The organism is Bacillus sp. FSL R9-9410 (genome assembly GCF_038050385.1).
GTDB lineage: Bacteria > Bacillota > Bacilli > Bacillales > Bacillaceae_G > Bacillus_A > Bacillus_A cereus_U.
Genome location: NZ_JBBOTV010000001.1, coordinates 499,065 through 512,373 on the forward strand (window position 1 = coordinate 499,065; position 13,309 = coordinate 512,373).

The following is a 13,309-nucleotide window of genomic DNA, read 5'->3' on the forward strand; positions in this document are numbered from 1 at the left end:
AAAAAGAGGGAAAAGACGATGATTCGAGTAGGATATTTAGGACCAGAAGCGACATTTACAAATATGGCGGTGAGTCGTTTTTTTCCGGAAGCAGAGCATGTACCGTATCGAACGATTCCAGATTGTATTGATGCAGCAGCAAATGAAAATGTAGATTATGCGGTCGTACCGTTAGAGAACGCCATAGAAGGTTCAGTTAATATAACAGTTGATTATCTCGTACATGAGCAGCCACTTTCCATTGTAGGAGAAATTACAGTGCCAATTCAGCAACATTTACTCGTACGCCCGCAGTACGAAGAAGTGTGGAAAGAAGTATACGCTGTACATTCTCATCCGCATGCCATTGCACAGTGTCATAAATTTTTAAATGAGGAATTAAAAGGCGTAACAGTTCGAGATATGACATCAACAAGCGCTGCTGCGCAATATGTGAAAGAACATCCTGAAGAAAAAGTTGCCGCCATTGCAAATGAAGCAGCGGCAGAAAAGTATGGATTAACAATTGTAAGGCGTGACATTCATACGCATAAAAACAATCATACGCGTTTCCTTGTTCTGCATAAGAAAAAGAAAGCAGTACTCCCAAACAACGGAGAAAATCGCGGGGAGAAAACGACGCTTATGATAACGTTACCGGCGGATTATGCAGGAGCGCTGTATCAAGTGTTATCAGCTTTCGCATGGAGAAAATTAAACTTATCAAAAATCGAATCTCGCCCGATGAAAACAGGTCTTGGAAATTACTTTTTCTTAATCGACGTAGATAAAGCATATGATGACGTATTATTGCCAGGCGTAATGATGGAACTTGAAGCACTTGGCTTTTCTGTTACTGTTTTGGGGAGCTATTCTTCTTATTGGTTGTAAGAAGTGAGGGTGTCGGTATTTGTCGATAAGTCGATATTTCATGTCGAATCGCTGATATATTTTGAAAATCGCCGATATAATTAAAGAAGCGGTCGATATAAGTTCATTTACTAGTATAATGATAGATTAATAAAAACCCACCTGCAGAAGGTGGGTTTTTTTATTTCAACTTCGCAAGACGATCCTCTAACTGACCACGCCAAATATCAGCTAGTTCTTGTACAGCAAGAACCTTCTCAATGCCATCTTTATCTTTTCTATTATGAAAATAAATTTCGTTAGAGAACAAAACAGATACATTATTTGATGGACGCTCTAGTAATGTGATTTTAGAATCTTTACGCACAGCACCTTCTTGTAGAACTCGGCATAAGTATCCAGTATATCCAGTTGCTACAATGCGTGGTAATATGCCAGGAATACCAAGGCGTTTTGAAATTGTGCTACAGGGTACTCTCGCTTGTGTAACTTGAATAATTGCCTCACCTAATTGATATGTATCTCCGATGCAAACATCACGCTCTAACATATTTGTTACTGTAATGTTTTCGCCAAATGTGGAAGCTGGAAGTGTTGTTTGAAATTCTTCTTCCCATAGTGCGTAATGTTCGTATGGATACACACAAACAGCGCGGTCAGGTCCACCGTGATGTTTTAAATCCGCTACATCATCACCAAGGAATCCATCTTTTGAGAGGAAAGCTTCTTCTGTAGGCTCCTTACATATACCTGTTATCATTTCTTTATCTTCGTTATATTTCATTTGTTTCGGTTTACCGGTGCTAAAGTGAACGAGTTCAATTCCCATATTTGATCTCCTTTACAATTGATTACAATATTATATCATTAAAAAAAGCACAGAGAATGATAAAAAACTCTGTGCTTTTACATTAATAAACGAGAAATCCTGCTTTATCTAGTGCCTCACAAGCTGCGTCTAATTTCTCTTTTGAATCTGCTTCAATTGTATGTAAGTGAATACCATCTGTTAGTTGCGAAAGATAGGAAGCGTTTGTGTTTTCGATTTTTTGTAAATATTGCTCTACATCAAAGCGATTACTTACCATAATCGATGCTGTTAAGTCGCCGTATACAGGATGCTCAACTTTTACGTCTTTAATCGTAATGCCGTGGTCAACTAACATAGTAAGTTCTTGACGTACTTCTGCCGGTTTATGTTGGCATACGATTACGCGTTCAAAAGCTTGTTGTCTTGTTTGTGGTTTTAAATATAAATACCCTTGTGCAGTTGCAATAATTGGTTCATTTCGTGCTTTTAGTAAGGAAATGTCTTGAACGATAACTTGCCTACTTACGTTTGTCTTTTTAGATAGCTCATTCCCCGATAACGGTTCATTTGCAGCAAGAAGCCACTCGAGGATGAGTTGTCGTCTTTCTTCGCCTAAAATCTTTTTTTGATCATTTTGTTTCATAATGATTTAACACCTCTATAAAATTGATTTCCAATTGTGTGTAGTGCATGAATAGTTGTATCAATTTGTTCTTTCGTTGTGTGATGTCCGAAAGAAAAGCGGACATATTGTTTTGCCTCTTCATACGTTTTTCCAATTGCGAGCATTGTTTTTGAAGGTTCTTGTTTACCGACTTGGCAAGCACTTCCAGTTGAAATGGCAATACCATGCCGGTTACATTCTAACATTGTATACTGACCTTCTATTCCTTTTATTGTAACCCCAATAATATGTGGTAAACAAGCTGTAGAATGTCCTTTCACTTCAATTTCTAGAGGAAGTGTTTGCAATTGCTCTAAAAAATAAGATCGTAATTGTTTAAAACGAACGCTCTCTTCCTTTTGATTCTTTAATATATGCTCTGCGGCTGTTAAAAAAGAAGCGACTCCAGGAACGTTCACTGTACCAGGGCGAAAGCCTTTTTCATGAGAAGTTCCAGGGAATATTTGTTCCCAGCGAACTTGCGGATTTATATAGCAAGCTCCAACTCCTTTTGGTCCGTATATTTTATGGGCTGAAACAGAGAGACTATCAATCTCCATCGCTGTAACGTCTATTGGAAGTTTACCAAACGTTTGAACACAATCCGAATGAAATAAAACATTAAATTTTTTTAAAAGTGCTCCGATCTCTGCAATGTTTTGAACGGTCCCAATTTCAGAGTTTCCATGCTGTATACTTGCTAGAGCAGTATCTTCTGTAATAGCTGCTTCTAAATCTACTAAATGAATTATCCCACTTTTATCAACAGGAATCTCAGTAATAGTATAACCTTGCGATTGTAAGGATTGAAAATAACTTCGAATCGATGCGTGTTCCATAGGTGTCGTAATAATATGCTTTCCATTTCTAGCATTTAGAAGGGATTGAATCGCAAGGTAGTTAGATTCTGAACCGCCGCTTGTAAAGAATACACCTTGTTCCTTACCCCCAATCATTTCTGCAAATGTTTCTCTACAAACTTGTAATAAAGATGATGCGCTTCCGCCGATATCGTGTAAACTTTGTTCATTTCCGAAATATGTTTTTGCCGCTTCTACATATGTTTCTAAAGATTCTTCGCTCATAGGTGTTGTCGCTGCATAATCTAGATATATCATTATTTAATTTCCTCTCTTCAGTAAGAGTGACATTTGTTTTCATTTTTAGAATGGTAGTGAAAATAAGAATTGTAAAAAAACTCTTGTCATTATTTTAAAACTATGTAAATATAGGTGTCAAGACAGTTGGAAAGTGTAAAGTGGGAGGCAACAATTATGCCAAGTGCAGATGTCTTGATTATTGGAAGTGGCGTTGCAGCGCTTCGTGTTGCGAAAGAGCTTTGTCACGAAAAGAATGTGATAATTATCACAAAAAAAACAGGACGTAATAACAATACACATTTAGCTCAAGGAGGAATTGCAGCAGCTGTTGCTACATATGACGATCCGAGTGGGCATTTTGAAGATACATTAGTGGCAGGTTGCCATTATAACAACGAAGAAGCAGTTCGTTATTTAGTTGAAGAGGGGCCGAAAGAAATAAGTAAGCTTATTACAAATGGAATGAAATTTGATGGGGATGAAAAAGGGCTCCACCTTGGTAAAGAAGGAGCGCATCGAAAACGGCGTATTTTACATGCGGGAGGAGATGCAACTGGTAAAAATCTATTAGAGCATTTAATACAAGAAGTAGTTCCGAATGTTACTGTCGTTGAGCATGAAATGGTGCTCGATTTTATTATAGAAAATAATAAATGCGTAGGAGCTTTAACGCGAAATAGTGAAGGGAAGCTGAAGCGTTACTATGCTGATAATACGGTGTTAGCATCAGGAGGAATTGGTGGCTTGTACGCCTTTACATCGAATGATGAGACAATTACAGGCGATGGACTTGCGATGATATATCGAGCTGGGGGAGAACTTGTTGATTTAGAATTTGTACAATTTCATCCGACAATGTTATACGTGGACGGGCGATGTTGTGGTCTTGTTTCTGAAGCAGTTCGTGGTGAAGGAGCTGTCCTTATAAATGAAAAAGGACAGCGTTTTATGATGGGTATACATCCCGGGAAAGATCTCGCACCGCGTGATGTAGTGGCAAGAGCTATTCATGAACAACTTCTTGCGGGTGAAACAGTGTACTTAAACATCGAAACCATTCAAAACTTTGAACAACGTTTTCCGACCGTCTCATCATTATGTAAAAAGAATGACGTTGATTTAAAAGGGAACCTTATTCCGGTCGTACCGGGTGCTCATTTTCATATGGGCGGCGTGAAGACGAATTGTGACGGAGAGACGTCCATTTCAAACTTATATGCGGTCGGTGAAGTGGCTTGTAATGGAGTTCATGGTGCGAATAGATTGGCGAGTAATTCATTATTAGAAGGTCTTGTGTTTGGAAGAAGAATAGGAAAACACATTTTAGCTAAACCAGCAGAGGAAAGAAAAAATGTGCCGGAAGAGAGAGGGAAAAGTTTTATAGCTCTTAATGATTTACCGCTGAAAGAAGAAATACAAGAATACATGATGAAGCATGTTGGGATTGTGCGAACTGAGAAAAATTTATCATATGTTAAGAGATGGTTTAGTAGGTACGGTGTGCTAAATATGATCTTACAATATGATGCACTTACAAATGAAGAGATAACGCTTATTAATATGTTAACAGTTTGTGAGCTTATAACAGTATCAGCTTTGCAAAGAGAAGACAGTATTGGTGGTCATTATCGCATTGATTATCCAGAAAGAAATAGCGTGAAAAAAGAGATTATCCGAGTGAGAAGAAAACTACAACTTGTTTAATAAGGGGAAGAGGGGTTTTATGAATACGTTAAAAGTTAAGGAAGCATTAAATCGATTTTTTCTAGAAGATATAGGAGAAAGAGATGTAACATCTCAGCTTATCTTTCCCGATAATGCACTTGCGAAAGGAACGTTTCTTGTAAAGGATACAGGGGTATTTGCAGGGCGCTTAGTAATTGAAGAAGGATTTAAATTAATTGATCAGAGAATTGAAGTTGAACTTCATAAAAAAGATGGGGATCTTGTAGAAAAAGGCGAAATAATTGCAACCGTGCAAGGCCCAATCGCATCATTATTAACGGCAGAGCGCGTTATATTAAACGTTATTCAGCGTATGAGCGGGATAGCGACGATGACACGTAAGGCGGTTTTTGCTTTAGATAGCAGTCATACACGCATTTGTGATACGAGAAAAACAATGCCAGGACTACGTATGTTTGATAAATATGCGGTAGTATGCGGGGGCGGATTTAACCACAGATTCGGTTTATATGATGGTGTCATGATTAAAGACAATCATATTGCTTTTGCTGGCTCGATTACAAAAGCTGTTACATCGGTGAAAGAAAGATTGGGACATATGGTGAAAGTAGAAGTTGAAACAGAGACAGAGGCGCAAGTAAGAGAAGCAGTAGAGGCCGGCGCAGATGTTATTATGTTCGATAATCGTACGCCAGAAGAGATTCGTGAGTTTTCAAAAATTGTACCAAGTGCCATCGTTACGGAGGCTTCAGGTGGTATTACAATTGAAGATTTATCAAAATACGGAAAAACCGGGGTAGATTATATTTCACTTGGAGTGTTAACACATTCAGTGAAGGCACTTGATATTAGTTTTAATATTGAGGCTTAATGAGAGTGGTTTAGAGGGGGAGAATCATAAATGGGTATTTTAGAGAAAGTTCAGCCAATCGAAGTAATGTTACCAGAGCGTTATCAAACGATGTCTACATTAGAGATGGAAGAGCGTGTTCGTGAAATTAAAGAAAAAATGGGGGCATTACTCTTTATTCCAGGACATCATTATCAAAAAGATGAAGTGGTGCAATTTTCAGATGCAGCAGGGGACTCACTGCAACTCGCGCAAGTTGCAGCGAATAATAAAGAGGCAAAATATATTGTGTTTTGTGGTGTGCACTTTATGGCAGAAACGGCAGATATGTTAACGACAGATGATCAAATTATCATCTTACCAGATATGCGTGCCGGCTGTTCTATGGCAGATATGGCAGATATTGAACAGACAGAAAGAGCGTGGAAAGAGCTCACGAAATTATTTGGGGATACGATGATTCCGTTAACGTATGTAAATTCAACAGCTGCGATTAAAGCTTTTTGTGGTCGTAATGGAGGGGCAACAGTAACCTCTTCTAATGCAAAACAAATGGTGTCTTGGGCGTTTACACAAAAAGAGCGTCTTGTCTTTTTACCAGACCAACATTTAGGAAGAAATACAGCGTACGATCTAGGTATTCCGTTAGAAAAAATGGCAGTGTGGAACCCGCATACAGATTCGTTAGAGTATGATGGAGATATAGAAGAAATTCAAGTGATTTTATGGAAAGGCCATTGTTCTGTTCATCAAAATTTCACTGTGAAAAATATTGAAAATGTGCGAAAAAATCATCCGGATATGAATATTATTGTTCACCCTGAATGTTGTTATGAAGTTGTTGCCGCTTCTGATTGTGCAGGATCAACGAAATATATCATTGATATGATTGAAGCTGCTCCAGCGGGAAGTAAGTGGGCGATTGGTACAGAGATGAATTTAGTGAACCGAATTATTCAGCAACATCCTGATAAAGAAATTATTTCGCTAAATCCGTTTATGTGTCCTTGTTTAACAATGAACCGAATTGACTTACCTCACCTATTATGGGCACTTGAGAACATAGAAAGAGGAGAACAAATTAACGTTATTCGTGTGGAGAAACAAGTAACAGAAGAGGCAGTTCTTGCATTAAATCGTATGTTAGAGCGTGTTTAAAGCAGCGGAATTTCCGTTGTTTTTTTTCGTACATATAATCATAACAAGAACGAAAGAGGCATACATTGTGTTGAGGAAATCATTGCGATTTTTCTATGCTTATTCCACTTCGAATCATATTGAAAATAGAAGAAGTGATAAAAGTAAAAGAAGTTAATGTTGTTTAGAAAGTGTTACTTCAAAGTGTTTTTTACTTATAGATAAGTTATACAGGAGGGGGAAAATTTGAAAATTCATATCGTGCAAAAAGGGGAGACCCTTTGGAAAATTGCAAAAAAGTACGGAGTGGATTTTGAAACGCTAAAAAAAACAAATACACAGCTTAGTAATCCAGACCTAATTATGCCAGGGATGAAAATTAAAGTGCCATCGAATAGCGTTCATGTGAAGCAACAGACTGGATCGGGTTCAGCGCCCCCGAAACAATATGTAAAAGAGGTACAGCAAAAAGAGTTTGCATCAACACCAACTCCACTTGGAATAGAAGATGAAGATGAAATTATGTACCAATCAGCACCTATTACACAGCAACCAGCTATGCAACAAACGCAAAAAGAAATGCAGGTAAAACCGCAAAAAGAAATGCAGGTAAAACCGCAAAAAGAAATGCAGGTAAAACCGCAAAAAGAAATGCAAGTGAAACCACAAAAAGAAGTACAGGTGCAGCCACAAAAAGAAGTGCAAAAAGAAAAACCAGTTGAAAAGCCACCTGTCATTCAAAAACCACCTGTTGTAGAGAAAGTAGAAAAGCCACCTGTCATTCAAAAACCACCTGTTGTAGAGAAAGTAGAAAAACCAAAACCGACTACGAAAGAAAACACTAAATTTTCCATTAATGTATTGCCACAGCCACCGCAACCGCCAATTAAAGCGAAAAAAGAATATAAAATTTCAGATGTAATAAAAAAAGGAAGCGAGTTAATTGCTCCTCAAATTAATAAAATGAAACCTAACAACGTCATTTCTCCGCAAACGAAAAAAGACAATATAGGAAACATAGTGTCACCGCAAGTGAAGAAAGAAAATGTAGGGAATATAGTGTCACCGCAAGTGAAGAAAGAAAATGTAGGGAATATAGTGTCACCGCAAGTGAAGAAAGAAAATGTAGGGAATATAGTGTCGCCGCAAGTGAAAAAAGAAAATGTAGGGAATATAGTGTCGCCGCAAGTGAAAAAAGAAAATGTAGGAAGCATAGTCTCGCCACAAGTGAAGAAAGAAAATATAGGAAGCATAGTTTCACCAAACGTATCAAAAGAAAGTGTTATTATCCCGCAAGTAATACCGCCTAATATTCAAGTGCCGAATATAATGCCAATAATGGATAACAATCAAATGCCGAACATGATGCCGATAATGGATAACAATCAAATGCCGAACATGATGCCGATAATGGATAACAATCAAATGCCGAACATGATGCCGATAATGGATAACAATCAAATGCCAAATATAATGCCGATAATGGATAACAATCAAATGCCAAATATAATGCCGATAATGGATAACAATCAAATGCCGAACATGATGCCGGTAATGGATAACAACCAAATGCCAAATATGATGCCGATAATGGATAACAATCAAATGCCGAACATGATGCCGATAATGGATAACAACCAAATGCCAAATATGATGCCGATAATGGATAATAATCAAATGCCGAACATGATGCCGATAATGGATAATAATCAAATGCCGAACATGATGCCGATAATGGATAACAATCAAATGCCGAACATGATGCCGATAATGGATAATAATCAAATGCCAAACATGATGCCGATAATGGATAACAACCAAATGCCAAACATGATGCCATATCAAATGCCGTATCAACAGCCAATGATGCCGCAATATCCGCATTATCAGCAACAAAATCCATACAATCAAATGCCGTATCAACAAATGGCACCGCAATATACTTCTATGCCAAATCCAAATATGATGCCAATGGATAATAATATGCCACCACTCGTACAAGGGGAAGAAGATTGTGGATGCGGAGGAGAGAGTAGGTTATATAGTCCGCAACCGGGTGGACCACAATACGCCAATCCTTTATATTATCAACCGACTCAGCCAGCATATGCACCGCAGCCAGGAACGATGTACTATCAACCAGACCCACCAAATGTATTTGGAGAACCAGTTTCAGAAGAAGAGGACGAAGAGGAAGTTTAAAAAAGGTGGGGTTATTCCCACCTTTTTTGTATTCATGATAGTCAGGAATATGATGAATTTACATTAAGTGCTAGAAAATTCCTAGTGAAATATTAACAGTGTAAAAACCCTCTCTGTTACTCATCATAAGGGGGAGCTTTTCGAAAGAGAAGTTCATTCTAACAAGGGGGGTTTTTGTATTGAATACGAAAGTAAAAGTTATTGCTGCTTCTTTGTTAGTTACCAGTGCATTAGCTGCATGTGGTACACCGAAAGATAATAATGCGATGGATGGACGTAACTATAATTACGAGCGTACATCTTATAATGATACACATCCATATCGTGATAATGTAACGCGTAACAATCATTCTACAGATTATGTAACATATAGAAATGGTCCTAACAATACAGGATCCAACTATTACCGTGATGTAAATTACAATGGGCAAATTGCTAATCCGCATCCAACTCGTAATATTACAATGAACAATTCATACATTAACAATGATGGTAAAACTGCGGAGAAAATTACGAATCGTGTAAAACGTATGAATAACGTAGATCGAGTTTCTACAGTTGTATATGGAAACGATGTAGCGATTGCGGTAAAACCACGTAATCCAGCGACAAATGAAACAGCGATGGCGAACGAAATTCGTCAAGCTGTTGTAAATGAAGTTGGAAATAGAAACGTATATGTTTCTGTAAGAAATGACATGTTTACTCGTGTCGATGCAATGAGTACACGTCTACGTAACGGTACAGTTACAAACGATTTTAATCGTGACATAACAAATATGTTCCGAGATATTCGTTACGGTCTGACTGGTACTATGCGATAACAAATCAAAGAGGAAGGGGATAGCCCTTCCTCTTTATTCATCTTCGTCTTGTAAACGACGTTTTTTTATGAAATAACTAATGGAATAAGAAGTTAAAAAGCATATGAAGAGAATACTACCTGTTAGAATAGCTTCAAATAGAGGCCTTTCTGGACTGAAAATAATATAAATGATAGCCATAACGATTCCTACAACAAGGGAGCGTAATACAATTTTATAATAAGGTGTTAATTTCATTTCTTTTTCACTGTTTTCTACATCGATTGAAATACTTAGTTGTAAATAACTAAGTAACATGCTTGTAAGAATAAATAATAACCATAATGGAGATTTTGTAATTTGATTAATTCCTTCGGTGAATCCGATATAACCTAAAATGCCGATTATACCAATTGATTGGAAGAGAAAGGCAACACGTATGTTTTTTAACGTTTGAAGTATGAGGCGCTCGTCTTTAATTTTTTTCAAAGCATTCATCCCCTGTTTATATTTATAGCATTAATTGTAACATATATATTACAATAACCAATTTATAATTTACATAAATTTCAATTTGATGAAAGAGGAAGACAAATATGTTTAGAAACATGTTGCGCTTCTATCTTATTAATGTTATATTAGCAAAGCGATGAGCTAATTTACGTAAGACGAGAGATATGCTTAAGTGCTAAACACGCGAATGTGGTCGCCTGGTTTCTCGCCGTAAACGCATCAAGACGCCTGCTTTGCAGGCGTCTTTCATTTTATATAAAAGTAAATGATACATGCAGATGAGGACAAACCCTTATCTGCATTTTTTGTTTTCCTTAGAAATTTAACGCTATTGTTTATATGGATAAAAACCCCATTTCCGGAAAAGCTACAAATGAAAGTATGATTTTGCCTAGAAGAGGTGAACGGAAATGAAATGGATACTAATTGCAGTGCAAGCTTTCGTTATGATGTTTTGCTTAGCTTATGGATCCGATGTGAGGGCAGAAATAACAGAAAAAGTACCTGAAGTTACAATTTTATTAGAGCGTATGTATGTTGATGGAGAAGTAAGCGAGGAAATACTGACAGAAAAAGTAGCGGATTTAGAAAAGTTTTTGCAGCAATATAAAGAATGGCAACTTGTTGATCGTGATGATGTGCAAATCGTATTACAAAAGAAAGTGGATGATATTTCTCCTTTACTGAAAACGAGCGGTTATTTTGGTGTTTCAGAGGAAGGGATATTGCAAATTTTCAAAGGGGTACCGAAAAGTGATAACGCGATCCATTCCTTCTTTCAAATTGATATGAAAAAGCTTGAAAGTTATGAGCGTGCGGAATTAAAACGTGGTATTCGCATAAAATCAAAAGAAGGTTTTGTGAAGACAATCGAAAAAATGAAGCAGTACGCAGTGCAAAATAAGAAAAAAAGCAGCTCAGGGTGAGCTGCTTTTTCTTATTTATTCTTAGCTAAAATCTCTTTTGCGATTTCATCAATTAGCATATCTTTTCCGATTGGATTGAAGGCTTTCGTATTGAAGACTTCATTTGATACTTCATATACGTGATTGTTTTTTACTGCTTTATTATCTTTCCAAACCGCACTGTTTTTATAGTCTTCGTACACTTTATCAGCTTCTCCGCCGAAGTTTACAATAAACATTTGATCAGGCTGGAATGCAACAAGACCTTCTAGTGATACTTGTGCCATCGTTTGTTTTAAATCTGTACCTTTTGTTGCTGGAAGCTTTAAGTCGTTAAAGATGATGTCACCGTATCCGAAGCTACCGTATACACGGAAGTTTTGTGGTGTAACTGCAACGAACATAAAGTTCTCATCTTTTGTTTTTTCTTTAATTTTTTTAGATAAAGACTCTGCTTTTTTATCGTAGTCTGCAATCCATTTGTCAGCTTTCTTCTCTTCGTCAAATAGTTTACCTACTTCTTTAAACTTACCGCGCCAGTCTTCTAGATTTGTTTCTAGAACAACTGTCGGTGCAACTTTTTCTAGTTGATCATAAATTTTCAATTGACGATTGTTTAAAATAATTAAGTCTGGTTTTAAAGCAGTAACAGCCTCTAGGTCAACTTTAGGCGCCCAGTACCAGCCGACTGCTTTTACGCCGTCTAGCTTGTCTGTTAAGTGATTTTGGATTTTATCTTTATATGTGTTCGCTGTGCCAACAGGTTTATGTCCAAGGAGTAATAATTCCTCTGTTGATCCAGATAAGTCAACAATTCTCTTTGGATTAACTGGAATTGTTGTTTCCCCTTTAGCATGTTTTACAACTTTCGTTTTTGGTTGTTCTTTTGCTTTTGATTCTTCTTTTTGAGAAGAACAGCCAACAATAGAAAGAACAACTAGCATAATAGTAAATAAAATAAATAGTCTTTGTTTCATCCTGATGTAACCCCTTTAATTAATATTGATAATCATTATTGACTCCTGTATAGTAATGTTCTTTTTGTCTTTATGTCAATAGAAAAAAACGGAAATTGTAAACAGGGAACATTTGTTGGGGTAGTCTCGCTTTTCTATTGTTAAATATGTTAAAATGGAATACATGATTTGAGAGGGAGAGATCGTATTTTGTTTGAATATGTTACAGGTTACGTGGAGTATGTAGGACCGGAATATGTCGTAATTGATCATAATGGAATTGGTTATCAAATTTTCACACCAAATCCGTATGTATTTCAAAGAAGTAAGCAAGAAATTCGTGTCTATACATATCATTATGTGAGAGAAGATATTATGGCACTTTACGGATTTAAAACACGTGAAGAGCGTTTATTATTTACAAAGTTGTTAGGTGTATCGGGGATTGGACCAAAAGGTGCTCTTGCAATTTTAGCTTCTGGTCAAACAGGACAGGTCGTGCAAGCGATTGAACATGAAGATGAGAAGTTTTTAGTGAAATTCCCAGGTGTCGGAAAGAAAACAGCACGCCAAATGATTTTAGACTTAAAAGGAAAACTAGCAGATGTCGTGCCAGATGCATTTGTTGATCTGTTCTCGGATGCCGAAAGTTTTGATCAGAAGAAAGGTTCATCAACTGAGCTTGATGAGGCGCTTGAAGCACTACGAGCACTTGGTTACGCAGAGAGAGAAGTTTCTCGCGTTGTACCAGAGTTATTAAAAGAATCACTAACGACGGATCAATATATTAAAAAGGCACTTAGTCTTTTACTAAATGGTAAGAGGTGAGTATA

12 protein-coding genes and 1 pseudogene are annotated in these 13,309 nt (G+C 37.1%); 8 read left to right on the forward strand and 5 right to left on the reverse strand.

What is annotated here, in order from left to right; all coding sequences use genetic code 11:
* The first annotated feature begins 18 nt into the window (after nt 1–18).
* Nucleotides 19–870, forward strand: a complete 852-nt coding sequence (gene pheA / locus MKX77_RS02765) for a prephenate dehydratase (protein WP_341305781.1) — start codon at nt 19–21, stop codon at nt 868–870.
* A gap of 160 nt (nt 871–1,030) precedes the next feature.
* Here pheA and MKX77_RS02770 read toward each other — a convergent pair whose 3' ends face one another.
* From MKX77_RS02770 to MKX77_RS02780, 3 genes are all read right to left on the reverse strand, one after another.
* Nucleotides 1,031–1,678 (reverse strand): MOSC domain-containing protein, encoded by a 648-nt coding sequence (locus MKX77_RS02770; RefSeq protein WP_341305782.1) that lies wholly within the window; start codon nt 1,676–1,678, stop codon nt 1,031–1,033.
* An 82-nt stretch (nt 1,679–1,760) separates the two neighbouring features.
* Nucleotides 1,761–2,303: a transcription repressor NadR gene (locus tag MKX77_RS02775; RefSeq protein ID WP_215554285.1), complete on the reverse strand. Its 543-nt coding sequence runs from the start codon at nt 2,301–2,303 to the stop codon at nt 1,761–1,763.
* Nucleotides 2,300–3,445 (reverse strand): IscS subfamily cysteine desulfurase, encoded by a 1,146-nt coding sequence (locus MKX77_RS02780; protein ID WP_341307926.1) that lies wholly within the window; start codon nt 3,443–3,445, stop codon nt 2,300–2,302. The genes MKX77_RS02775 and MKX77_RS02780 overlap by 4 nt, the downstream gene beginning before the upstream one ends.
* A 153-nt stretch (nt 3,446–3,598) precedes the next feature.
* Between MKX77_RS02780 and nadB the strand changes: the two genes are divergently transcribed.
* From nadB to MKX77_RS02805, 5 genes and pseudogenes are all read left to right on the forward strand, one after another.
* Nucleotides 3,599–5,128, forward strand: a complete 1,530-nt coding sequence (gene nadB, locus MKX77_RS02785) for an L-aspartate oxidase (protein ID WP_341305783.1) — start codon at nt 3,599–3,601, stop codon at nt 5,126–5,128.
* Nucleotides 5,129–5,147: 19 nt separating this feature from the next.
* A complete protein-coding gene (gene nadC / locus MKX77_RS02790; RefSeq protein ID WP_215554283.1) occupies nt 5,148–5,981 on the forward strand; it encodes a carboxylating nicotinate-nucleotide diphosphorylase in 834 nt (277 codons plus the stop codon).
* Between the two features lie 30 nt (nt 5,982–6,011).
* On the forward strand, nt 6,012–7,118 hold the full coding sequence (gene nadA, locus MKX77_RS02795; protein ID WP_341305784.1) for a quinolinate synthase NadA: 1,107 nt from the start codon (nt 6,012–6,014) through the stop codon (nt 7,116–7,118).
* Nucleotides 7,119–7,343: 225 nt separating this feature from the next.
* Nucleotides 7,344–7,500: pseudogene (gene safA, locus MKX77_RS30600) on the forward strand (SafA/ExsA family spore coat assembly protein); the annotation flags it as partial.
* 1,978 nt (nt 7,501–9,478) lie between these two features.
* Nucleotides 9,479–10,123 (forward strand): YhcN/YlaJ family sporulation lipoprotein, encoded by a 645-nt coding sequence (locus MKX77_RS02805; protein WP_341305786.1) that lies wholly within the window; start codon nt 9,479–9,481, stop codon nt 10,121–10,123.
* 33 nt (nt 10,124–10,156) lie between these two features.
* On the opposite strand, the gene MKX77_RS02810 is transcribed toward MKX77_RS02805, so the two are convergent.
* The gene (locus MKX77_RS02810) at nt 10,157–10,591 is read right to left on the reverse strand and encodes a branched-chain amino acid ABC transporter substrate-binding protein (protein ID WP_341305787.1); all 435 of its coding nucleotides are present in this window, start codon (nt 10,589–10,591) and stop codon (nt 10,157–10,159) included.
* Between the two features lie 434 nt (nt 10,592–11,025).
* Here MKX77_RS02810 and MKX77_RS02815 point away from each other — a divergent pair, with 434 nt between their 5' ends.
* Nucleotides 11,026–11,541: a BofC C-terminal domain-containing protein gene (locus MKX77_RS02815; RefSeq protein WP_088060096.1), complete on the forward strand. Its 516-nt coding sequence runs from the start codon at nt 11,026–11,028 to the stop codon at nt 11,539–11,541.
* An 11-nt stretch (nt 11,542–11,552) separates the two neighbouring features.
* Here the strand turns inward: MKX77_RS02815 and MKX77_RS02820 are convergent, their stop codons facing one another.
* The gene (locus MKX77_RS02820) at nt 11,553–12,497 is read right to left on the reverse strand and encodes an iron-hydroxamate ABC transporter substrate-binding protein (protein WP_341305788.1); all 945 of its coding nucleotides are present in this window, start codon (nt 12,495–12,497) and stop codon (nt 11,553–11,555) included.
* Nucleotides 12,498–12,686: 189 nt separating this feature from the next.
* Between MKX77_RS02820 and ruvA the strand changes: the two genes are divergently transcribed.
* Complete coding sequence (gene ruvA / locus MKX77_RS02825; protein ID WP_002112013.1) at nt 12,687–13,304, forward strand: Holliday junction DNA helicase RuvA; 618 nt, start codon at nt 12,687–12,689, stop codon at nt 13,302–13,304.
* Nucleotides 13,305–13,309: the final 5 nt, after the last annotated feature.

Coding starts and splice junctions, on each gene's coding strand:
- MKX77_RS02770 (WP_341305782.1), bottom strand. CDS start 1,678: ATGGGAATTGAACTCGTTCACTTTAGCACCGGTAAACCGAAACAAATG.
- nadB (WP_341305783.1), top strand. CDS start 3,599: ATGCCAAGTGCAGATGTCTTGATTATTGGAAGTGGCGTTGCAGCGCTT.
- MKX77_RS02815 (WP_088060096.1), top strand. CDS start 11,026: ATGAAATGGATACTAATTGCAGTGCAAGCTTTCGTTATGATGTTTTGC.
- nadC (WP_215554283.1), top strand. CDS start 5,148: ATGAATACGTTAAAAGTTAAGGAAGCATTAAATCGATTTTTTCTAGAA.
- MKX77_RS02775 (WP_215554285.1), bottom strand. CDS start 2,303: ATGAAACAAAATGATCAAAAAAAGATTTTAGGCGAAGAAAGACGACAA.
- pheA (WP_341305781.1), top strand. CDS start 19: ATGATTCGAGTAGGATATTTAGGACCAGAAGCGACATTTACAAATATG.
- nadA (WP_341305784.1), top strand. CDS start 6,012: ATGGGTATTTTAGAGAAAGTTCAGCCAATCGAAGTAATGTTACCAGAG.
- MKX77_RS02820 (WP_341305788.1), bottom strand. CDS start 12,497: ATGAAACAAAGACTATTTATTTTATTTACTATTATGCTAGTTGTTCTT.